General features: G+C 66.7%; 24 protein-coding genes and 1 pseudogene. 7 read left to right on the top strand and 18 right to left on the bottom strand.

Features of this window, described 5'->3' with window-relative positions:
* The first annotated feature begins 3 nt into the window (after window positions 1-3).
* From ACFXHA_RS43280 to ACFXHA_RS43295, 4 genes are all read left to right on the top strand, one after another.
* Window positions 4-330 carry a hypothetical protein gene (locus ACFXHA_RS43280; protein ID WP_379366897.1) on the top strand — a complete coding sequence of 109 codons (327 nt, stop codon included), beginning with the start codon at window positions 4-6 and terminating at the stop codon, window positions 328-330.
* 63 nt (window positions 331-393) lie between these two features.
* Window positions 394-552 carry a hypothetical protein gene (locus ACFXHA_RS43285; RefSeq protein WP_379366899.1) on the top strand — a complete coding sequence of 53 codons (159 nt, stop codon included), beginning with the start codon at window positions 394-396 and terminating at the stop codon, window positions 550-552.
* Between the two features lie 78 nt (window positions 553-630).
* Window positions 631-1245, top strand: a complete 615-nt coding sequence (locus tag ACFXHA_RS43290; RefSeq protein WP_379366901.1) for an AAA family ATPase — start codon at window positions 631-633, stop codon at window positions 1243-1245.
* A 93-nt stretch (window positions 1246-1338) separates the two neighbouring features.
* On the top strand, window positions 1339-2814 hold the full coding sequence (locus tag ACFXHA_RS43295; protein ID WP_379367044.1) for a zinc ribbon domain-containing protein: 1476 nt from the start codon (window positions 1339-1341) through the stop codon (window positions 2812-2814).
* 64 nt (window positions 2815-2878) lie between these two features.
* Here ACFXHA_RS43295 and ACFXHA_RS43300 read toward each other — a convergent pair whose 3' ends face one another.
* The 3 genes from ACFXHA_RS43300 to ACFXHA_RS43310 form a co-directional block, all read right to left on the bottom strand.
* A complete protein-coding gene (locus tag ACFXHA_RS43300; RefSeq protein ID WP_379366903.1) occupies window positions 2879-3193 on the bottom strand; it encodes a hypothetical protein in 315 nt (104 codons plus the stop codon).
* Complete coding sequence (locus ACFXHA_RS43305) at window positions 3180-3434, bottom strand: hypothetical protein (RefSeq protein ID WP_379366904.1); 255 nt, start codon at window positions 3432-3434, stop codon at window positions 3180-3182. The genes ACFXHA_RS43300 and ACFXHA_RS43305 overlap by 14 nt, the downstream gene beginning before the upstream one ends.
* A 135-nt stretch (window positions 3435-3569) precedes the next feature.
* Complete coding sequence (locus ACFXHA_RS43310) at window positions 3570-3923, bottom strand: DUF4189 domain-containing protein (protein ID WP_379366905.1); 354 nt, start codon at window positions 3921-3923, stop codon at window positions 3570-3572.
* Between the two features lie 460 nt (window positions 3924-4383).
* Between ACFXHA_RS43310 and ACFXHA_RS43315 the strand changes: the two genes are divergently transcribed.
* Together ACFXHA_RS43315 and ACFXHA_RS43320 are read left to right on the top strand one after the other, a co-directional pair.
* Window positions 4384-7440, top strand: coding sequence for an NACHT and WD repeat domain-containing protein (locus ACFXHA_RS43315; RefSeq protein WP_379366907.1), 3057 nt, complete (start codon window positions 4384-4386; stop codon window positions 7438-7440).
* Between the two features lie 47 nt (window positions 7441-7487).
* Window positions 7488-8249 (top strand): WD40 repeat domain-containing protein, encoded by a 762-nt coding sequence (locus ACFXHA_RS43320; protein ID WP_379366909.1) that lies wholly within the window; start codon window positions 7488-7490, stop codon window positions 8247-8249.
* Here the strand turns inward: ACFXHA_RS43320 and ACFXHA_RS43325 are convergent.
* From ACFXHA_RS43325 to ACFXHA_RS43335, 3 genes and pseudogenes are all read right to left on the bottom strand, one after another.
* A complete protein-coding gene (locus ACFXHA_RS43325; protein ID WP_379366911.1) occupies window positions 8246-9184 on the bottom strand; it encodes a replication protein RepA in 939 nt (312 codons plus the stop codon). The two genes, ACFXHA_RS43320 and ACFXHA_RS43325, sit on opposite strands and share 4 nt — an antisense overlap.
* A 1015-nt stretch (window positions 9185-10199) precedes the next feature.
* A pseudogene (locus tag ACFXHA_RS43330) lies at window positions 10200-10322 on the bottom strand (type II toxin-antitoxin system ParD family antitoxin); the annotation flags it as partial.
* 152 nt (window positions 10323-10474) lie between these two features.
* A complete protein-coding gene (locus tag ACFXHA_RS43335; protein WP_379366913.1) occupies window positions 10475-10615 on the bottom strand; it encodes a hypothetical protein in 141 nt (46 codons plus the stop codon).
* A gap of 368 nt (window positions 10616-10983) precedes the next feature.
* On the opposite strand from ACFXHA_RS43335, the gene ACFXHA_RS43340 reads away from it, so the two are divergent.
* A complete protein-coding gene (locus tag ACFXHA_RS43340) occupies window positions 10984-12921 on the top strand; it encodes a hypothetical protein (protein WP_379366915.1) in 1938 nt (645 codons plus the stop codon).
* Between the two features lie 242 nt (window positions 12922-13163).
* On the opposite strand, the gene ACFXHA_RS43345 is transcribed toward ACFXHA_RS43340, so the two are convergent.
* The 12 genes from ACFXHA_RS43345 to ACFXHA_RS43400 form a co-directional block, all read right to left on the bottom strand.
* Entirely contained in the window at window positions 13164-14093 is a 930-nt protein-coding gene (locus tag ACFXHA_RS43345; RefSeq protein WP_379366917.1) for a hypothetical protein, read from the bottom strand.
* Between the two features lie 122 nt (window positions 14094-14215).
* On the bottom strand, window positions 14216-14467 hold the full coding sequence (locus ACFXHA_RS43350) for a hypothetical protein (RefSeq protein ID WP_379366919.1): 252 nt from the start codon (window positions 14465-14467) through the stop codon (window positions 14216-14218).
* 542 nt (window positions 14468-15009) lie between these two features.
* Window positions 15010-15306 (bottom strand): hypothetical protein, encoded by a 297-nt coding sequence (locus tag ACFXHA_RS43355; RefSeq protein ID WP_379366921.1) that lies wholly within the window; start codon window positions 15304-15306, stop codon window positions 15010-15012.
* Entirely contained in the window at window positions 15303-15656 is a 354-nt protein-coding gene (locus ACFXHA_RS43360) for a hypothetical protein (protein ID WP_379366923.1), read from the bottom strand. The genes ACFXHA_RS43355 and ACFXHA_RS43360 overlap by 4 nt, the downstream gene beginning before the upstream one ends.
* A gap of 9 nt (window positions 15657-15665) precedes the next feature.
* A complete protein-coding gene (locus ACFXHA_RS43365) occupies window positions 15666-16976 on the bottom strand; it encodes a hypothetical protein (protein ID WP_379366925.1) in 1311 nt (436 codons plus the stop codon).
* A gap of 38 nt (window positions 16977-17014) precedes the next feature.
* A complete protein-coding gene (locus tag ACFXHA_RS43370) occupies window positions 17015-17356 on the bottom strand; it encodes a hypothetical protein (protein WP_379366927.1) in 342 nt (113 codons plus the stop codon).
* A gap of 17 nt (window positions 17357-17373) precedes the next feature.
* The gene (locus ACFXHA_RS43375) at window positions 17374-18210 is read right to left on the bottom strand and encodes a hypothetical protein (protein WP_379366929.1); all 837 of its coding nucleotides are present in this window, start codon (window positions 18208-18210) and stop codon (window positions 17374-17376) included.
* Window positions 18211-18398: 188 nt separating this feature from the next.
* On the bottom strand, window positions 18399-18806 hold the full coding sequence (locus tag ACFXHA_RS43380; RefSeq protein WP_379366931.1) for a hypothetical protein: 408 nt from the start codon (window positions 18804-18806) through the stop codon (window positions 18399-18401).
* On the bottom strand, window positions 18803-19054 hold the full coding sequence (locus ACFXHA_RS43385) for a hypothetical protein (RefSeq protein WP_379366933.1): 252 nt from the start codon (window positions 19052-19054) through the stop codon (window positions 18803-18805). The genes ACFXHA_RS43380 and ACFXHA_RS43385 overlap by 4 nt, the downstream gene beginning before the upstream one ends.
* A 360-nt stretch (window positions 19055-19414) precedes the next feature.
* Complete coding sequence (locus ACFXHA_RS43390; protein ID WP_379366935.1) at window positions 19415-20191, bottom strand: hypothetical protein; 777 nt, start codon at window positions 20189-20191, stop codon at window positions 19415-19417.
* Window positions 20176-20646, bottom strand: coding sequence for a hypothetical protein (locus ACFXHA_RS43395; protein WP_379366936.1), 471 nt, complete (start codon window positions 20644-20646; stop codon window positions 20176-20178). Before ACFXHA_RS43395 ends, ACFXHA_RS43390 begins: the two co-directional genes overlap by 16 nt.
* On the bottom strand, window positions 20647-21315 hold a 669-nt coding region (locus ACFXHA_RS43400; RefSeq protein ID WP_379366938.1), incomplete at its 5' end, for an SEL1-like repeat protein.

Here is a 21315-nt window from a genome sequence, read left to right on the forward strand (position 1 = left end):
CGCATGGTGCGCTGGCCTGCCCGGCCCCGCGCGGTCGTCGTCGACGCCCAAGCGGTGTTCGTGCTCCCGCGCACTTGGGCGCCACCGAACAAACGGCCCCTGGGGGTCAGCGCCGGCGGTCTGGATCTACAACTTCAACAGGAAGTGATTCCCGCGACCCTGCACCGATGGTTCAAATCGAACTTCGGCATCTGGTTCGCCGAGCTCGAGATCACCTACGTCAGTTCCAACGGCGCGCTGGAAATGACGCTGCGGCAATGGGTTCACCAGCACGCGATCCGACTGCCGAGCTCACCGCACTCCCCCGCCACCGCCCGGATCAGGCACTGAATGCGTTGGGATGAACGGCGTGTCGCTGAAACCGGCTGCGGCCGTTGCGCGTCCAACCAGGACATGAGCGAGATGGCGAAGGTGGTTCCGCTGTGGCCGACCCCGGAAACGGTGGCGCAGCGCTGGACAGCGGCGCGCGTGAAGATCCTGCTGCAGCTGACCTACGGACGCCCTGCGGAGCGTCGCCGCGCCCGCATCCTCGCCCGTCGCGCTGACGGCTGACCTCCGGACCGCTGGCGAAAGGTGTATGCCTGCGCAGTTCGTCGGTGTGGCCGTGGCCGAGCGGGCAGGATGGCGGTGATGAGAGAACCAGCGAATCGCCCACTGGCTCATGCCCTTTCGGCCGACACGGCGAAGGCCCTACAGCAGGCGGTGGACTACACCCCGGGGGTTACCGTGATCTGCGGTTTCCCCGCGTCCGGGAAGACCACGGCCACAACATATCTGGCGGGTCTGCTCGATGCCGTGGTGTTCGACAAGGACCACTTCGCGCCCCAGCTCGAGGAATCGGTGATGGCCGAACTCACCGGCGACCGCCACGACCGCGATTCGGATATCTACGCGCGTGTGGTCGCCCCGCACCTGTACCAGGCGCTGGTCCGCACCGCCGTGACGGTGGCCGAGCGCTGCCCCGTCCTGATCGACGCGCCCTTCCTCGGCTACATCCGCGCCGCCACGACCAGCCGGATCTCCCTCGCCGACCACATCCGTGCCGTCGCGGGCGCACCCGCGACGGCGGTGCGCACGATCTGGCTGGCCAGCGATCCCGACCGGATTCGGCAGCGGATGCAGGCCCGCGCCGCCGAGCGTGACCGCTCCAAGTTGGCGGACTGGCCCGCCTACCGCGACGGCGTCCTGACCTCCGGCCTCGACCGGCTCGCACGGACCGTGGTCGATCAGGTCGTGCCGAATTGACCGGGTGCAGTTGGCTTCCGGGAAGTGTTCCATCGGAATATCGGCGAGCCCAGGGTGTCGGTGGTGTCTGGTAGGTGTGTCAAAGTGCATGTGATGCGGGCCTATCGGCTGGCGAGCACCGCGAACACCCACAAGCTCAACGCTGTGGCCGCTGTGCTGCCATGGTGGCAACGCGGTCTGGTGCACGTGCAACTGCTCCAGGTGCGGGCATTGCAGGCCGGGCAGGCCCGTCTGGGCTGGCTGAGCAGCGAACAGTCAAAAGCACTTCCGTCGTATTTGTCGGCCCGGCAGTGGAAATCGGTGGCCAACCAGGTAAATGCTGCACTAACGGCATGGCAGCAGACCGCCAAGACCGGTATCCGAGACATGATCCGCGAACTCGACGTTGACGAGGCGGTACGCGTCGACCTGTACCGGATCAACGCCCATACCGCCTGGTGGACCGTCAACGCCGTGCTCAAAGACCACCCTGATCCAGCCAAGAGAGTCTCGGTGAGCGCTGAATCCGTGACGCTGGCACGAGAACTCGTGCGCCGCTGGTTGTGGCGGCATCCGTTCCCGAACTTGTCGCGGGTGCGCACCATGACGATGGACGGACCCATCGCTATGGTCACCGACTCCGTCAGCGCGCACGCCGACCATTGGGTGCGGATCTCGACCCTGGACAAGGGTCGTCCGGTGCACATCCCGTTGCACGCCAACCCGCACTTCACCGGAGCGTCTGGACAGATACGCAACTTCTGCCAGGTCCACATCACTGACACCGGCGAGGTGAGGTTCGCGCTGGTTAAGAAATCCGAACCCGCTCCGAGCCGGACCGAGGGCCGGGACCTGGGATTGGACTGGGGCATGGCATCGACGTTCGCCACCTCCGACGGTCGCCTTCTCGGACGAGGGCTATTCGCCTGGCTCAAGGCACGTGATACCGAATTGGTGGCGTTGATCAAGGCATTGCAGGCGAGCGGAGTCAGGCCGAAGGACTCGTCCCGCTATCGCCGGTTGCAGGCCCGTATCCGCGGCTATGTCCGCAATGAGGTCGGGCGGCTGCTGAATCGAATCGCTGGCGAGGATGTGAAAACGCTTGCCGTGGAACGGCTCCGGTTCGCTGGCAGCAGGTTGTCGCGGCAGATGAACCGGCTGCTAACCCGCGCCGGCCGCGCGGCGGTGAAAGCCAAGCTTGCTGACCTCGTAGAAACCCATGGCATCACCGTCACCGAGGTGAATCCCGCCTACACCTCTCAAACCTGCACGGGTTGTGGCTATACCGACCGCCGCAACCGTGCCACGCAGTCTCGGCACCACTGCCGGTTCTGCGGCAAGCGTCTGCACGCTGATATCAGTGGAGCCCGCACGATCCTGCGACGTTCGCAGCAATATCCTGGCGGCTGGCTCTACCTCGGCAAACAGACAATCCTCGCCGGACTCGATCGCGGCTTCCACGCCCGTTGGGGTACGGACCCGACCGACCTGCGCGAGCGGACTCCACGCGGTCGCAGTACCGCTCTCCCTGACCTGGTCGGGGATCAACCGTCGAACGGGCGAATTCCCGCGAAACGGATACTGAAATAGGTGTAACCACGCCGAATCTGGTTCCGGCACTTGGCATTCCGTGCCTCCAGATCCCGGGTGGTGCTCAGTTCGGGTGGCCGAGGGTGGCGGCGATTCGGGCGTCCAGGGTCGCCAAGGTCTCGTCGGACAGTTGTCCGATGCGTTCGGCGAGCAGGGAGCGGCGGGCGACCAGCCAGCCGCCGGCGGCGTCGAGCCACACGGTTTGTCCGTCGATCTCGGCCGAGACCGATAGCAGGTGTCCGGGGTCGGTGTCAGTCACCTGGAGTGCGGGGAACATTCGGTAGCCCGATCCGTCGAGTACGGCTTGCGCGGCGATCAGTGCGACGGTTCGGCCGGCCAGGCCGGGGACCTGGTAGCGCCAGAGTTCACCCCGCAGCACGCATCCCCCGGCCGTCATCGTAACGGGCGGCGGCGGCCTCAAGTTCGAAGTCCGCGGCAGCCGCAGCAGCCTCTGCGGCGAGGTCGGGCGGCAGCGCGACGGGGGCGTAGTCGGTGAGTAGGTGCCGGTTCAGGAGCGCGGACACCACCGCCGAGACGGAGGCGCCGGACCGGTCGGCCGCCGCTTTCGCCAGCGACAACGCCACCGTATCCAGGGACAGCGTGACCTTGGTTGTTGCCATACCCGAGAACACTACCCTCATACCGGGTATGTGGGTCATACCTTGAGGGTTCGGGACCCGAGGTCACGGCTACGCCGTCACGGTTGGGTCGTGCCTGGGGTCCCGAATCAGGTGGCGGCGGTTCCTGTCTCCGGGCTAGTTGCAGCCCCACAGGACCGGATAGGAGTCCGTGTAGCGTTCGGCGTTGTCCTCGGCGTCCGCGCGGGTCGAACCGGTCGCGTAGTTGTAGACCTGCCAGCTCGGGGAGTAGGCGACGGCGGCGCAGGTGTCGAAGGTTATCTCGATGACGCAGTCGCTGTAGCCGCAGTAGTTGAGGACCTCGGTCTGTGCATCGGAGTATGACCATGCGCCCGCGATGACGTAGTTCTGGTCGGCACCGGGCGAGTATGCGATTGCGCCCCACGTCGTCGAGGTGGCATGCGCGGCCGGTGCGAGCAGGGTCAGAAACGATGCGGTGGTGATGGCCAGACCTGCAAGAATGGTTTTCATGGCATTTCCTTGAATTTGAACCGTCCGGCTTGGTAGCAGTGGCCGCGAGAGTGTTCGATCCTCACGCGACGCCAATCGCCGAATTCGATATCGGCCCTGATCGGGCCGTATCCACCGTGGCCCCTGACGCCGCATCGACGCGCTGCCACATTCAACGAACGCGCTGGTCAAGGCCGGTAAATCTGTGATCCGTTCCGGAATGTCGCCGTCGCTGGTTCTGCTGAGTAGCACCGAGGACGTGATTCGGCCGTTTGCTCTGTGGTGTGGCTGACGGGGAACTGCTTCGGATCGATCCGGTCCGGAATTGGAGAATCCTCTGGTGGGGAGGTGGTTGCGGTGGACCGATGCGGCCCGAGCGAGCACCAGGGCTGGCTAGAGTCGGCGCTGTTGGTCGAGAAGGGCTGGAGGGGTCGCGGTGAGCGCGCAGACCGGGGGGTCGCGGTGGAAACAAACTCCGCGGATGGTGTTCGCGCAGCGCTTCAGCGCGCTCTACGAGGCGGCGGGAAACCCCAAGTTGCGGCAGGTCGAGGCCGCCGCGAGGGCACGGATGGCGGCTGCGGCGCCGCGAGGCACGATCGCCCCGGTCCAGCGGATCAGCGATTGGCGGATCGGACGCAATGTCCCCGCCAAATTCGACTACTTTCTGCCGATCCTGCTGACCCTCATCGACGAGGCCCGTAAGTCCAGCACGCCGGTGCCGCAGTTGCTGTTGTCGGTACCGGCGTGGGAAAGACTGTGGCGTCTGGCAGACGGCTGGAATCCCGACGATGCGGCGGCCCCGAGCCCCTACCTGGGGCTCGAATCGTTCCACCGTGACGACACAGCAGTGTTCTTCGGTCGCTCCCGCCCGACCGAAGAACTCGTGCGACTGGTGCACGCGGCGAGCGACCCGGGCGGCGACGGTGGCCTGGTCATCGTCGTCGGAGCGTCAGGCGCGGGGAAATCCTCACTACTGGCGGCCGGTGTGGCACCCGCCCTCGTCGAGGACCCCGACGCCTGGGTCGTGGCGGGGCTCACCCCGGGCCCCGATCCCCACGCGGCGTTGATCGCCGCCACCGACGACACCGGTGGTGAGGTGTGGGGTGCGGACGCACCGCGTCTGCTGATCGTGGACCAGCTCGAGGAACTGTTCACCCTCGGATCCGATGAGCAGCAACGCGAAGACTTTTTGACCGCATTACAGCAGCTCGCGCTCCCCCGCCTCTCCCAGCCTTCGATAGTCATCGTCGCGGTGCGCGCGGACTTCTACGGCCGCTGTCTGGACCACCCGATCCTCGAGGAGGCCCTCAAGCACCGCAGCTACCTGCTGGGCCCGATGCGGCTCAACGAATTGGCCGAAGCGGTCACCCGGCCCGCCGAACTGGCCGGATACCGACTCGAATCCGGTCTCGAGGAACTGGTGATCAGCGAGCTGTGCGGACACGGCGCCCGGGCGGGCCGCAGCTACGACCCGGGGTCGCTGCCGCTGTTGTCCCATGTCATGCGCGCGACCTGGGAGCGTCGAGTCAACGGGCGGCTGACGATGGAGGGCTACCACGCCGCGGGCGGGGTGATGGGGTCGGTCGCGGCCACTGCCGAACGCGCCTGGACGCAGCTGTCCCCGCTCCAACAGGCCATGGGCCGGCAACTGCTGCTCGGGTTGATCACCATTGGCCAGGACACCCGTGACACCCGACGACGGGTGTCACGGCAGGAGCTGCTCGGCTCGGCCTGCGACGAGGCGACCCTCGAGGTGCTGACCAGCACTCGGCTTATCACGGTCGACAGCGACGCCGCGTATCTGACCCATGAGGTCGTCCTCGACGCCTGGCCCCGGCTCCGCGCCTGGATCGATCAGGACCGGGTGGGGTTCCTGCAACGGCAACGCCTGCACGCCGACGCCACCGAATGGATCCACGCCGACCGCGACACTTCCCGCCTGTACCGAGGGGCCCGCCTGGCCTCCCTCGAGGGGCACACCACCGAGGACAGCATGCTCTCCGCTGCGGCCGGGGAGTTCCTCACAGCCTCGCGTCAGGCGCGGGCTCGCGGCCAACGCCGTTCCCGCGCAGTCAAACTCGGTTTCGCCGTGCTCACCGTTGTCGTCGTCGTGTTGGCGGCTGTTGCGTTCGCGCAACGTGATTCGATGGCTGTCCAGCGCCAGGCCGCCATCGTCGCCGCGGTTCTGGCCAACGCCGACCGCCTCCAGACCAGCGACCCGTCACTGTCTGCGGCGCTCGATGTCGTGGCGGACCGTTTGCGCCCCAACGATATCGAGATCCGTGCCCGACTGCTCGCCACGCAGGATCTCCCCCTGGCCACCCCGATCCGCGGCGAGACCAGTCAGCGTTCCCCCTCGTCGTTGGCGTTTCGCCCCGACGGGCAGGTCATGGTCAGCTACGCCGATCACAACCGGATCCGTTTGTGGGATGTCGAGGACCCGACTCGCCCCTACGAACTCGCCTCCGTCGCCCTGGCCGCCGACAGCTACATCTCCCAGCTGAGCTTCACCGGCGACGGGAACACCCTGATCGTGCTCGACAGATACCTGGGGCTGCGGTTGTGGGATGTCCACGATCCACGCCACCCCAGTGCAACCGGCGCGCAGATCGAAGCGTCGTCGGCCTCGACCCTGGCCGGCTACGAGTTCTCGGTCCACGGTTCGCTGATCGCGCTGGCCGCCGACGACTCCACCATGCAGCTCTGGGACATCGCGAACCCTGACGTGCCGGTGCAGGTCACCGCCTTGCCCGACCCGGACCGCAGCAGGGTCAGCACCATCGTCTTCAACCCGGCCGGGACACTTCTGGCCATCGTGAGGGCCGACGAGCGCGACGTTCAACTGTGGGACACAACCACTCCCGCGACGCCGACACGAACGGGTACATGGGCGTTGAGCGGCAGCGACGACTCCCTCGAGCTCGCCTTCAGCCCCGACGGTCATCTCCTGGCCGCCGGCGGGTTCGGACCGATGGTGTGGCTGTGGAACATTGACGATCCGCGAAACCCTCACCAGCTGAGCACGATTCAGACCGAACATACCTCGACGTTCATGTCGATGGGTTTCGCGCCCGACAGCTCCGTCTTGTTCACCGCGAGCGCCGACAGCACCGTCAAACTGTGGGCCCTCGAGACTCCCACCCGGCCGCAGCAATGGCGATCACCGTTACAGACCGCGGCCCACGACAGCGCGTACGCGCTATTCAGCCCGGCCGGTCACACCCTGGTCACCATCGACCGAGACGGCACCGTCAATCTCTGGTCGCTGCCCAAACGCCCGATCCAGCGGGGCGCGGGCAGCATCAGCATCACCTTCAGCGGCAACGGAACACTCATGGCGACCGGCGATACGGTCACCGGCCAGATCCAGCTCTGGGCCACCCGAGAACCCCAAAATCCGCGGTTGCTCGCCCACCTCGATCACGCGCCGGCCACCGGCAATCTCACCATGAGCCCCGACGGGCACACTCTCGTCGCGCGAATAAGGGCAGCGTCGCCATCTACGACGTCAGCGACCCGACCCTCATCCGGCCTGTAGCAGCCCCGACAGCCCACGCCGGCCCGCAGCTACTCGACCCGAGTTTTGTGTTCGCAGCGGATTCGACGACCCTGGTGATCTGCGGCGAGGACTATCTGGGACCGGCCACGCCCGCGCGCGGCTACCTTGAAACCTGGACTCTTTCCGACCACAACCATCCCGAGCTGGTAGGTGCCCCGATCGCACTCGGGCCATACGGGTGGCTGTCGGTCAGCGGCGGCACGGTGCTGGCCATGAGGGTCGACAGCGCAACCATCCAGCTCTGGAAGATCCTCGGCGACGCCGCGCCCGTCAAGGTCGGACCGCCGCTGCCGAAACTCGCTACCCAGATCACGGCTCTGGCTCTCAGTCCCGACGGCAAGTTCCTCGCCGCCGCCACCGGAACCGAGCTCACGATCTGGGCGCTCGCCGACCCGAGCAGGCCCGAACTGGTCACCTCGGCAACCCTGAAGTCGGTCGATCCGATTCGGGCCATCTCGTTCAGCGCCGACACCGGGATGCTCGCCACGGCCAGCGGTCCACCGTTCCTGCAGCACGCAGACCTCGCGGTGTGGGACTTTTCCGACCATCGCCATCTCGCTGCGCAGCTCGAGCCGAGCGTCCCGTTGTTCCTCGGCATATCGGCCCCGATCGTCTTCGACCCGGCCGCGACCAGCCTGGCCGCCCGCACGACCGACGGAATCGAATTGTGGGACACCGACAAACACCATGCGGTCAACCGGATCTGCGCGTCCACCATCGGTGTCCTCACCCGAGACAACTGGAGCACCTATGTGCCGCAGTTGCCCTTCCGCAGCATGTGCCCCTAGGCGCCGCGTTCCAGGACGAGGAAATCCTTGCTCTTGGGGATGTGAGTGCGACTGGGCTGCAGCACCAGCCCCGAGTCGGTGAAGTCCACGTTGGCTTCCCGATAGACGGCTTTCACCTCGGTCAGGCGCTTCTTGAAGTCGCGTTTGAACTGGTGGTTGCCCTGTTTGGTGTCGGCGAGCTCGGAACCGAACTGGCCCTTGAGCGCCGACCACGGCACGGTGGTCTGGCGGTTGAGCCGGCTCATCCGGTAGGTCAGCCAGGTGTAGATGTCCAGGCGCAGTGGCGATTCGCGCAGCACGCGTAGCGCAGCCATGTCCACCGGCACCGGGTGTTCCACGATCTGCTCGAAGAATTCCGGGGAGAGCCGGACCGTCGATTCCATCAACGCCGGCTGCTCGTCGTGGGCGCGCGGTTTCCACCACAGGTCGTGGCCGGAGGCGACACGCATCTGCACGCCGAGCTGCCGGTTCTGATCGCCGGTGTATTCGACGCTGATGTTGGCGCGAAACAGCCGTTCCATCTGCTGTTTGGCGCGGGTGGCGTTGCCGCGTTTACCGCCGGTGGGTAGCTCGTGGTCCTTGATCAGCCCGACCTTGCGCATGAACTCCGTGAGGCTGGTGCCCAGCACCAGCTCCTGCTTCTGGGTGCGCACGGCCTCGGTCGACACCCACGTCAGGATCAGCCGCGGGATGCTGCCGAAGGGGTAGCCCAGCGAGATCGCCTCGCCGTTGGGGCCGAACAGGACACCCGGCTGCACGACCAGCTGGGTGTGACCGTTGACCCGCCGCCAGGCGGTCGGATTGTCCTTGGGTTCCTTGTAGGGCAGCGAGGTCTGGGTGAACAACCGCGCCAGATACCCGATTTCCGGCTCGGCGTCCCAGAGCTCGGCCGCCGCATTGAGGAAATCCAATTCGGTGCGTTTCTGCCGGGGCATGGCCGACAGCCTGCCACATCATCACCGTTTCGTAACGGAACCCCGGCGCCTTGCCGACCGTGGCGTGTCCCCCCACCTCGATGTTCTCCACCGGTACGCATACCTTGCCGACCGTGGTCGCGGTTTCCGGCCATGCCGCGTCGACTCGCATACCTTGCCGACCATGATCACTTGGACCAGGCGATCCCGCGCATATCTTGCCGACCGATTCGGTGCTGTGACCAGCCATGAATACGGGCGACGCATACCTTGCCGACCCGAACGGTCCTCACCGACCGATTCGCGGTACCCGCCACCGAAACAAACCGACCGCGCTCGCATACCTTGCCGACCGCGCATCCCACCGAACAACCGCGGCGGCCGCCGTACGCATACCTTGCCGACCTCACCGCTGTGACCAGCCCCGACGGAGTAGTCCACGCATACTCCGCCGACCAGGGGGCGTTGTCCACGCATACTCCGCCGACCGCACCCGATCAGAGGTTTGTCCACGCATACCTTGCCGACCTCATCCACAATCTGGGGACAACCGGGACACGGCGCCGAATTCTCCACGCATACCTTGCCGACCGCTGAAGCCCTGTTTTCCCAGGACCGCTCGCATACCTTGCCGACCGACTCGCATACCTTGCCGACCGAGCCCTCATATTTCCGCAGGTGACACGCACAAAATCGGGTCCCCCTGTAGTTGTCTCCTCTAGAGAGATACCTCTAGTAGGCTGGCGGCAGCTGTGAATGGATTCCAGCTCACCTCTACAGGAAATCCCCGCCCTGACCAGGGCATCTCCCGTTTTCCAGGCGTTTTCGACTGCGTTGCGGCGCTCAGCGATTGCCGTCCATGCGGTCCAGCGCAGCGCGGACCAACGCCGGGACCCCCGGCCGCCACGTGCAATTCCCCCGTGCACACGCGAGCGCGTCGAATACGGCTGGGCCGCATGCCCGCCCAAGGCATCTCCCTGGTCCTTCGCCACACTGTGCCTCCGCCCAACCGCCGAGTCTCGACGAGTCCTGACCGCTAATCGCGGTCGGCGCAACGATCTTCGACCCGCTTCCGAACCAGAAACGCATCGAAGTCGAACGGTACGGACGGCCCGCTGCGTTCTCCGTCCTCAAGCGCCTCCCGCAGTGCACCCACCTCAGCGTCGTGGTCGTGGCCTTCGGCCATCGCGTCCTCCAAGTCCGAAGTCCGGCATTCCAGATTGTCGACCATGCCATTGGACCGAATGTCGGTCTCGGCGGGATACACCCCGCCGAGACGCCGATAACCAGATGGTGTGCGGCTGCCGACGGTTAATGGCGGCCCTTGAGCCACCCGCCGAAGATGACGAGGGTGAACCCGCCGGCGGCGGCGAGGACTTCCGGGCCAGCATGGTCGACGGTCACCAGTACCACCATGGCGATGATGACCGTCAGCAGGACGGCCACATCCACGAGGATCCGGTATCGGCTGGAGTTGCTCTCAGAGGAATCGGGTAAATCGGGGATACCTGGCTCCTCGGGGGCGGGGTCTATCGGATCGGAGGGTCGGGGAGGCAGGATCAAGAGGGTTCTCCTGTACGTGGGTGGCCTCAGTCCGGGGCGAATCGGCGGCCCGACCTTCCAAAACCTGGTCGCCGATCCGCTCCGGCGCGGCGACCAGGATCGGTCAACCGCTCTGAAATTGAATGTCCCGGATATGTTTTCGGTCCACCCCGAAAAACCCGGTGAACTGGCGGCTTCCCGACAACGCCCCGGTTTTCGGGTCGCCCTGCGACGTTTTCGGCGTGGTGGCAAGGGTTTTCGACCACACTCAGCCCTTTGTGAGCATCCTGCAGCCACACCACCACCTCCCGGTGCCGCCGCGTCGACGTGGCGGCCGACCACGGACCACCGACCCCGACCAGCTGCCCGTGTGGTTGCCCGACCCCGTCAGAGCCCTCGTCGCAGCCTTGAACGAGCTACTCAACCGGGCCGAGTTGACCGCCGAACAGGTTGCGCGCCACCAGAACCTGAAACTGAACTCCCAGCAGTTCCACGACCGGATGATCCGCAAGTCCGGGCCACCCTACGAGCTGTACACAGCAATCCTGTCCGCGTCGGCCGCCTCCCTGGACACCACCCTCGACGCACTGCACCAGCAGCTCAAACCATTGTTCGACCCGGTTTATCTGTCCGGCAACGATGTACTGCCACCGGCCCGCCCCTCCGCCACACCGGTGATCGATCTACCCACCCAAACCAGATGGCTGCTGCGCCTTCTACGCAACGCGTGCGAGCAGGAGGCGATCGACGGGCTGGCACAGCGTTTCCACGGCAACGACACGGCACTGGCCAGCGTGCTGATCGACATCGCCGAACTGGACCGTTTCGCGGTCGGGCTGCTGCTGGACGCGATCGCCGCGACCGATCGGCCCCGGGCGGTCGCGATCCGCCGCGCGATCACCGAACGAGACGAGAAGGCCGGTGCCGAGATTTTCGAGGCCTGCAATCTCTCCGGGCACCCCGACACCCCTCCCGGCGCGGCACAACCGTCGCCGCCGGCCAACTACGACCCCGATCTAGGAGCCGGCCACCGGATCTCTGGGTTGCTGGAACGCCGCGAAACCACCCGTGTCATACGGGAAATCGCGATGCGTGTCGAACGCGACGAACAGGCGAGCGGAAAGCCGCAGCAATCCGCGCGACGACGCACCTCCACCGTCCTGAGCCGACGGACCTGGCGTGAGCGACCCACCTGCAGCCGCTCGTTTCAACAGCTGATCTACGGCATCGCGCTGATCGACAAGCACCTCGACGAAAATGCGCGCGGGCCTCGCAGACTGGCTGATCTGCTGCTTGCGCTGCACGAGGCCGGGGACCTCGTCTCGCTGAGCCACTGCGTCACAGCCTTTTTCGACCTGCGCGAGCAATACGGCAAACCCGCGTTCCGCAAACCCGTGTACCGGGCCGCCTCGAAAGTCTTCGCGCACATCACCACCGACGTGACCCTGGAAATCCTGTCCCAGATCTGCACCGAGACACGCCTGGACGACGAAGAAGACGGTGAAGCCGCCCACGCCGACCTCGAGATGCTGCTCTGGGCCCTCGACGACGCCGAGCTGACGCTGATGGCACGCAATGTCGCCGTGATGCCGCGCGCGTCCGGGTTCAGCATCGGCCAGTTCGTCGCCTACCTACCCAACATCTCCTCGTTCTGGCGGTGCCTGGTCGCCGATCAGAACGGACACACCGCAGGCGTCCTGCTGGGACGGGCCTTTTCCGACTGGATGGCCGGCGACGACGGAGAGATCCGATCCGAGGACTACCCGCCACTACCCTGGATAGCCGGTGCCTTGGTCGACGTCGACGCCACCATCCGGATGCCACGCCTATCACGGCACAACGCCCCGGTGCAGTCCCCGGTGATCTCCATGGTCAAACATCTCCTCGCCGACAGCCCCACCGCCGCGGTGGCGCTCCTGCAAGCGATCATGCTGGACCATCATCCCCGCATGCGCCACTTCTTCGAAGCCCTCATCGACGACCCCGAGGCGTTGCGGTTGCTCACCGGCACGGTCCGCATCACCACCACCAACACCGCGCCCCTCCATCTGTTCGAGCGCCTCATCACCGAACTGCCCGAGACCGCCGGCCCGATCTGTCGCGGTGTCGCCGCCATTCCCCCCAGCTCCACCGACCGGGTGGACGCCGACGTGCTCGCTACCGTGCCGACGTTCTGGGAAGCATTGATCGCAGTCGCAGTCGAGTCGATCCAGTGAGTCGATCCGCAGTCGATGCCAGGGTGCAACCGGCCCCGAAACTCCGAGCGAAGCCTGAACTCGGCAGTCCGGCAGTCCGGACTGTGGAACTGCCGATTGCTGCTGGTCACAACCCACAGGACCGTCTCCTCACCCCGCATCCCGGACGAGCCGCTGCGGTTGCGGGCGGCAAGAATTCCTGTTCGAGCGATCCGATTTGGCCGGGACGTGGCGGAGTTTTCGCGACGCTGAAGGAGTGCTCATCACGCCGGGCGTGATGCGTCCGGCGTGATGCCGGTGCTGGTGACGGGTCGTAGCTGGCCGGCTGGGGGGTCCAAGCTTCGATGGTCATCCTGCGGCGGTGGTTGTGCCGTTGTGGCCCGATGCAGCATCTCGATGGCCGTCAGGATGTCGCTCGCCTTCTTGGTGGGCAGCACGGCGATGATGGTGCCGGCCACGTGCGGTGCCAGGTTGGACAGTAGAACTGCAGCGACGTCGATGTCCATCGAGGCGATAATGTTCGCGGTCGGGCCGCTCTCTTCCCGGCCGCCCCCGGCGACGACGGCGCCGCTGCGGCGAGCCGGGCGGGGGCGGGTAGTGCTTCGCTGATGGAATTCCGCGCGGTTCCAGGCCTCCCGCCATTCGCTGATCGATGTCCAGGTGTCGGTGTCGGTTTCGTCGAGCCCTTGTGCCTCATCGACCTCGTCGAGCATGGCGTTTACCAGGCGAAGGGTCAGGTCGAGGCCGGGTGGTCTTTTGCCGGTGAAAATGTCGGACAAGGTGGTAGTGGAGTAGCTGCGGGCCATCCTTCGAGACAGAGGTCGCAGCCCAGGGTTTCCGACCATCGCCTTCATCCGGCCGAGCTCGTACTGCAAGTCGCCGAATGTGTGCACGCTGTCCGGCTGTGGTCGGAACCGAACAGGGCCGACGAGGTCGTCCTGTACCGGCCGAAGCAGGCTCAGCCGGCTCGCCTTTCTCCTCGGTGGCGTGGCCGACGCTGTGACCGCGGCCCCGCCCGGGGCGCCGGGAATCATTGCGCGCGCGCGTTCCCACTCGCGCCGCCAGTTGCGGATCTCGACTTCGTCGGCGCCACAGCCGATCAGGAAGGCCTGAGTGGCCGGCCACGTAGGAAATTTCTTGCCTGTGGCGGCCTCGGCCAGGGTCGAATACGAGTAGTTCGCGAGCATGCCCATTTTTCGGAATGTCCGCCGCGGGATCGCCCGGTCCATTCGGTCCCTCAAAGCTTGCGCGAACTGCCCGACAGGGCCGTGGCTGTCGACCGGATTAGGTTTTCTGCCCATCGCTGCAAGTACCTTCACGGCTCCGAAGCGATCGCCTCCGAGGCGGGTAGACCCGCGGTGAACGTGGTTGTCAGCCAACGCATCACGCCGATCGCGGCCGCGCTCAATGCGGGTGGAGCGGCGAGGGCGAGCCCCGGCTCGACCCCGGACAGGACCAACACCCCGGTTGCGGTCGTGAACAGGGCGAACACCGAGAGATACCGAGTGAACCACCACGTCGGCAGGCAACTCGTGCGCGGCGTGGGGGCAGGTTTCAACGATCCCATGAGCGGGTTCCTTCGTGATCGAACCGGATCGCGGGACCTCGGGTAGCCGCCCGAAGATTGCCCCGCGTGTGACCCTTCTATCGTCCGTCGGACTACCCGCCTTTGTGTTCGGAGTTGTTCGCAATCCGTTCGGCGATGTTCACTAATGTTCGTTGTTCGCACCACGATTCGGACATCGCATCATCGGCCCAGATCATGCTGCGCGCAGTCTGAGCGTGTCCGCCGTTGTTCGCCACCGGCTCGACCCCTGTGGACGCCATAAGAGATGCAAAAGGCCTAAGAGGCACTCTTGCTCATGGGTCGTCGATCGAACCGGATGTGACACCCAAACAAATGGGGGGCTGTAGCCGCAGAACTCCCCTTCAGGTGGCCGCGGGGACCACGGAACCCGACAAACCCTGTCGGGCCGGTCTTCTGCGGCCTCCCTATGTTCAGGACAAGCCCGCGCCAGCCCCACCTCCGAAGTGCGTAAACCAGGTCCGTTCCGAGGACGTGGTGTGGCCGGCCAACCTCGCCGACGTCGAACGCGCGGCCGTGGGCCTCTAGCCGAGGTGGTCGCTGAGGCGGGCCAGCAGCGCGGCACGCTGATCGGCGACATCGTAGACCGCCGCGCCGATGGTCGCGCTGATGTCCTCGGCCGCCTGCTGCGGTGGCCGGGCGGTCACCTGCTCGCCGAGCCACAACCCGGTCAGGGTGCCATCCCCGGCGACCTGCGCAGTGATCACGCCATCGGCACTGGTGGCGCGGCCGGTCAGCCGTGTCAGCCCGTCAGCGACGAGGGTGAGCGCTTCGAGCTGCTCGCCGACCTGCTCGATGAGGTTCTGCATCGCCGCGCTCACAGGGCCTGCACCCAACGGTGCGGGGCGGCGTCGGCGGCCGGGGCATCCAGACGCTCGAGTTCGGCGGCGACGGTCGCACGGTCGGGTAGGCCGAGGCGGTCGAGTAGAACGTCGGCCAGGCCGAGGTCGGCGAGGATCTCGCGGCGGCGGGCGCGCGCGAGCAGAGTCGAGCGCTGGGTCAGACGCACGATCTCGGCGGCCAGCGCGGCGGCGCCGTGGGCGTAGTCGCTGACCTCGAACCGCAGGTCGGTCACCAGGCCCTGGTCAGTGCAGGTCACCGCGAGGGTTCCCGCCGCGTTGCTGCTGGTGGCCATCGCCACCAGCGCGGGGTCCTCGAACAAATCAGGCATGAGAGGTTCCTAGGTGGTGCTGGTCGGGGCCGGGATGACGCCCTGCTGCCCGTCACGGCGCTTGGTGTCGTCGTTGCCGGGCTGGGGTTTTCCCGTGATCGGTGGCACGACCGGCCCACCGTTGTCGGGGGCACCGGCTTGCGGCTGACCGGCCGGTGATTGTGTGGCCGGCGGCTGCACCGAGGGGCCGGGCGTCGTGGCCGCGGGCTGCGGCGTGCCGGCGGCGGGTTGAGCGGGCGAGGGGGTCGGATCGGCCAGGCCGGGCGTCAGATTCGGGGTACCCGCGCCCGGGGTCGTGGCCGCGGGCTGCCCGGTGGTGCCGGGTGTCGTGCCGCTGATCTGCTGAGACGTGTTGGCGGCCAGCGCCTTCTCCGCGTACGTCTCCCCCTTCTCGATACCCGTGGTGATCACCTGCGCGCCCGCAGTGATCAGGCTCGTGCCGAGCGTGGTCGCGGCGGTGATCAGGGCCGAGCCGAGCGTGCTCGCCGTCGACAACAGCGCGGTCTGGATGGCCAACTGGGCGGCCAGCTGCGGATTGGACTGCGCCAGTTGGGAAGCGACATCACCGCCGGTCCCACTGCCGGTGTTGCCGGTGTACCCGTTGTAGTTGCCGTTTTGCGGGTTGGTGCCGGCCGCGGGCTGGCTGGTGCTCGGATTCGGTTGGGTGGCACCCGGATTCGGATACTGGGTGCCCACACCGGTGCCGGTGCCGGGCTGCTGCTGGTCGTCGGCGGGCTGTACGAGGCCGGGTTGGCCGGTGGCGGGTGTCGCGAGCCCAGGCTGCCCGGGCGTGGTCACCTTCGGCTGGTCCTGTTTGAGCTGGGAGGTCAGCGCGTCCATCTCGCCGTCGGCGGCCTTCACCACCCCGACACCGCTCTGCAGGTGATCGGCGGCCAACGCCACCACCGCATCCAGATCCGCTTGCGAGCGCGCGGAATTCACCAACGGGGTGGCCTGCGTGCGGAAATCCGAGATCAGCGTGTCCAGGGCGGTCGCGGCCTTGTCGCGGACCCCGTAGGCGGAGGTCAGCAGCGGCGCGAAGGCCGGTGCCACATCCCCGAGGGCGGCGACCTCGCTGCTGGTCTTCTTGATCACGGGCACCGCCGCGGCGGCGGTCTCGGTGTCCGCGAGCGGGGTGAGCCCGCCGCGGTGGACGTCGTCGGAGGCGCGGACTGTCCCGGGCAGAGCCGACATCGCCGACATGCCGGTGTCGGCCGGGCGTGCCCCGTCACCGAGACCGGCTCGGAGTTTCACCAGCGGCGCGATCAACGCTGTGACCAGCGCCGGTTCGCCGGCATCAGGCTGGGATCCGGTCTGCATTCGTTGTCCCCCTATCGGTTTCGCGCGTTCGGCACCGTCTAGACCTGGATCTCGCCGGTGCCCGCAATGGTGCCCGCGATGTCGCGGGCGGACTCGGTGTCGACCGCGTCGAGGGTGCGGCCCCAGCCGGTGATGGCCTGGCTGTAGCCACCGGTGACCTGCGCGGCGGTGTCGAGGTGGCCGGAGTGATCGGTCCAGGCCTGGGTCCAGGCGGCGGCGAATTCCGTGCCGAGCAGGCCGAGGCCGGACAGATCCAGGCCGGCCACGGTGGCGGCGTGGTCTTTCGCGGTGCCCAGCAGGGCGGCGGCCTCATCGGCGGCGGCGGTGTAGGCCGCCGCGGCCGGGTGGTCCCACACCACACGATCGCGTGAGTTCTCCATGCGTGTGTCGTCCTCTCTCACTGTGCTTTCCGGATGGCGGTGATCAGCACTCGCCCGCCGGAGGTCGTGGTGGTGATGGTCTGTGTCCACTGCTGCGGTGTCTTGTCGGTCGGGTACTGCTCCGACAGCGTGACGTTCCAGGTGCTGCCGGTGCCGTCGGCGGCGGCGCGGGTGATGTGCACGCAGTACTTCGTCGCGACCGGGGTCGCGTCGATGCCGGCCTGGATGGCCGCCGCGTCGAGCACCGAAGCATCCGGAGTCACCCAGTCCCGCGCCCGCGCACCCGAACGGTCCGCGTAATACGCCCACTCGAACCCGAGGATCGCGCCGGGCCCGGTCGTCGGGTCACCGGGCCCCGCCCCGACCACGGTGTCTCCGGTCTTGGTGGCGTAGCAGTCGGCGGTGGCATGCGGGTAGCTCTCGGTCGTCGCCGGTGCCGAGGCGGTGGAAGCCACCGTCGTGCCGGGCGCGGATCGGGCGGGAGCCGTTCGCGGCGAACCACTCCCGAGGTTCACCCCCAGGACCACCACGACCAACACGGCCACACCGACCAGCATGAATACCGCTGAGAGTGGGGGCCGGTTGCGGCGGGGGCGGTCGGGATCGCGATGGCGTTTGAGCCGGGCACGGGCCGCGGCACCGACCCCGCCGGAGCGGTCGACGAACGCGGCGCGGGCCATGTCGCTGTAGGAGGTCTTCTCCGTGCTATCGCGGTCGTGGTCGGCCAGCCACGACGACCACGACGCGCCATCGTCGGGGGCGTACTCGTCGCCGAGGTCAGGGTCGTCCGTCTGCGGATCCGGTGGTGCGGGCAGCAACTCCTGCGGAGTCGGCGGTGGCTCGGGTTCCGACAATGTTGCTGCTCCCCCCTCGAATCAGCAGTCTGACAAGCAGTTCACCCATTTCGGCACCAATGGGTGGGTCGAGGATGACCGTAGCGGCACAAACGGCCGGTTGCTACGGCTGGCGCTCAGCCTGGGTGGAGCACCGCCCCCTGTGTATGGAATGTCCATACACGCCCGCACATGATCCATACAGGCGATCACCCCTGAGGGGGAAGGTTCGCGCGGCGGCGAGCTCTGCAGGCATCCTGTCGGTGGTTGACCCCGCAATACAGTGCTCGCCGTCCAGCCTGTCCTGGTTGGCGCGCAGGCAGTTCACGCAAGCACCACAGACACCGTCCGCGCATCGACGGGGTTCGGTCGCCGAGGTAGGCCACCAATCGGAGACGCAGTTCGGGTTCGAGCCGCGCGGTCCACAGCAACCTGGCGAGCCACGCGATGGTTTTCTCGTCCGGCTCATCGATGCCTTTGAGCAGCCCGCGCAAGACGACACCGGTCCCGTATGCGTCTTGGACGATCCCGGTGGTGGCGCGCTGCAGGTCCTCGGCGAGGAAGCTGTCGGCGACACGGTCGCCGACCCGGTCACGGTGAGATCTGTGTCGGGTCATCGGGTCTCCTCATCGGTGCTGTTTGCTGGGGTTGCTGGAGGGCACTGCTCGGGTGAGTGGCTTTCGGGGCGTCGGCCGAATCCGGTGGCGAAGGCTTCGAACACCTTCGGGATGTCCTCCGGGCGGGCGCGCCGCAGCGCGGTCGTGGCCACGATGATGACGGCGACGACGAGGACGAGCACGGGCAGCTGCATCCAGAACACCGTCCAGACATTGACCATCGCTGGCGACGCGATCACGGTCGGCACAAACACCTCCAGAAACGACGAAGGCCCCCGACACAGTGTCGGGGGCCTGGCAGGGGGATGAAACGAAAAAAGGCCCCAGCTGTTGAGCTGGAGCCGATGGGCACATGTGTGCCCGCTGGTCGAGAACGCTATCGCGGCAACAGGATTCAGTCAAACCTGCTGCTCAGCAGGATGTCCCGACCGCATCGTGCGGCCGAGACGCCCTCCCCTGCAACCAATTTCGTGACATTTTGACACAGTGCAGATTTTCCGAAAGTGCAAAGTTCGGAAGAATGCGAGTTGAGTTGATTCGATTCGAGTAATCGGGAGTTAGTTGGGTTCGATCGGCGGATCGCCTTGGCGCCACAGGTAGAGCTGCTGTCAGTCCGCGTGCGGGCCGGGACCCGAGCCGGTGGCGGCGGCCAGTTCCGACCAGGACAGATGCAGCGGTTCGCCCGTGCCCAGGAGTTTCAGCACCTGGCGGACCTCGGCGGGGACGTTGCCGATGACGTGGCGGCCGCCGGGGAGCAGCTCCGCGCCCGGTGCCCAGACCGCCGCGGTGAGTGCCGAGGCCACCGAGTCGTCGTCTTGCGGGTGCAGCGGCAGTGGCGCGACCTGACCGTCGATATCGACGACGACGACGCCGACATAGACGGTGTCGTCGGTGCTGCCCGACATTGCTACCGCGGTGTAGCTGGGGGCGCCGAGGGGGAACAGCACGCGCGGGACGTGCAGTGCGAGCAGGTCACCGACCATGATCACGGGGTGTGAGGCCGGGTCCGGGTCGGCGGCCCACCGGTAGTACCGGTGCTCGCCGGTGATGCCGCGCTTGTCCAGCTCACCGTGCAGCACGGTGTGCAGCCAGAAGGTGCCGGGTTCGGTGGGCAGCAGCGCCCTTTCGATCGCGACCCGCGCGGTCGAGGTGAACCTGCCCAGGTCGATCACCGTCGCGGCGACCGAGGCGTCGTAGCCGAAGTAGCGGGTGGCGAACTCGGCCGCCTCCGCCGGTGCGTCAGGGCTGCTGGCCAGCCACCGCAACGCCGGGGACATGTCCTCGTGCCGCTGGTCACCGTCGGGACGTTGCGGAAGATCGAACATCCACGCCCACCCCGAAGGGGGCGCGTAGCGGTGGCGCATGTTCGTCAGCGGGTCTCCCACGCCCGATACACCAACCCGCGCAACGAATCCGGCATACCGGCGGGCGCGTCGATCTGCCCGGACTCGATACGCCCGCACACCGCAGTGACGCTGTCGCGGAACTTCTGCGCCTTGATCAGGGTCCGCGGAACGGCCAGATTCACCGCCACCGGTTTCCCGTCCCCATCCCCCTGCTCGGGCGCCCACCGATCCGGGTTCCACAGGGCGGCCCCGGCACGGGTGATCTCCTCGTCGGTCCAGCACGGCAGCGGATGCCCGATCAGGTGCGCGGCGACCGGCATCTGCTCGGCGGGCACCCGTTCGAGTTCGATGATGTGGTCGGGTGGGAAGTCCGCCGGGATCCGTGCGAACCGCAGCTGCGGGTCGAGCCCGCGGTCGCCGGGCAGGATGACCGCGATCGTGCCGGCCTCCCCTAGGCATCTCCCGGACCGATGAGCGAAGTGTCTTGAACTCAATTATTTCCCGAAGGTATTGAGAAGCGCGTCCACAGCGTGCTGGTACCAGATTTCGGCTTGGGCAAGGTCACCCTGCTGGTCAAAGAGGTGCCCCAGGTCGTTCATTGCTAGGAGATTGCCTGTACTCGCGGCGTGCCGGTACCAGGTTTCGGCCTCGTCTATCTCACCGCTGCGCTGGAGTAAGTGGCCTAAATTAATCATTGCGATAGTGTCGCCGCCGTCTACGGTGGGACCGTCGCCTTCTTCAATGGCGCGTCGGTACCAGGTTTCGGCTTCGGCATTCTCGCCACGGCGTTCGAGCGCAGAGCCCAGGTTGTTCATCGCTAGGAGATTGCCTGCCTCTGCACCACGCCGGTACCACGTTTCGGCCTTGGCCCTGTCACCGTGTCGCTCGAGTAGGACGCCCAGGTTGGTCATCGCGATCGGGTCGCCTGCTTCTGCGGCGTGCTGGTACCAGGTTTCGGCTTCGGCATTCTTGCCACGTTTGCTCAGTAAGTAGCCCAGGCTGGTCATCGCGCCGGTATTGCCTGCTTCTGCGGCGTGCTGGTACCAGGTTTCGGCTTCGGCATTCTTGCCACGTTCGCTGAGTAAGTAGCCCAGGCTGGTCATCGCGCCGGTATTGCCCGCTTCTGCGGCACGCCGGTACCAGGTTTCGGCCTCGTCTATCTC

Origin of the sequence: Nocardia sp. NPDC059240 (genome assembly GCF_042753865.1) — a bacterium.
Lineage (GTDB): Bacteria > Actinomycetota > Actinomycetes > Mycobacteriales > Mycobacteriaceae > Nocardia.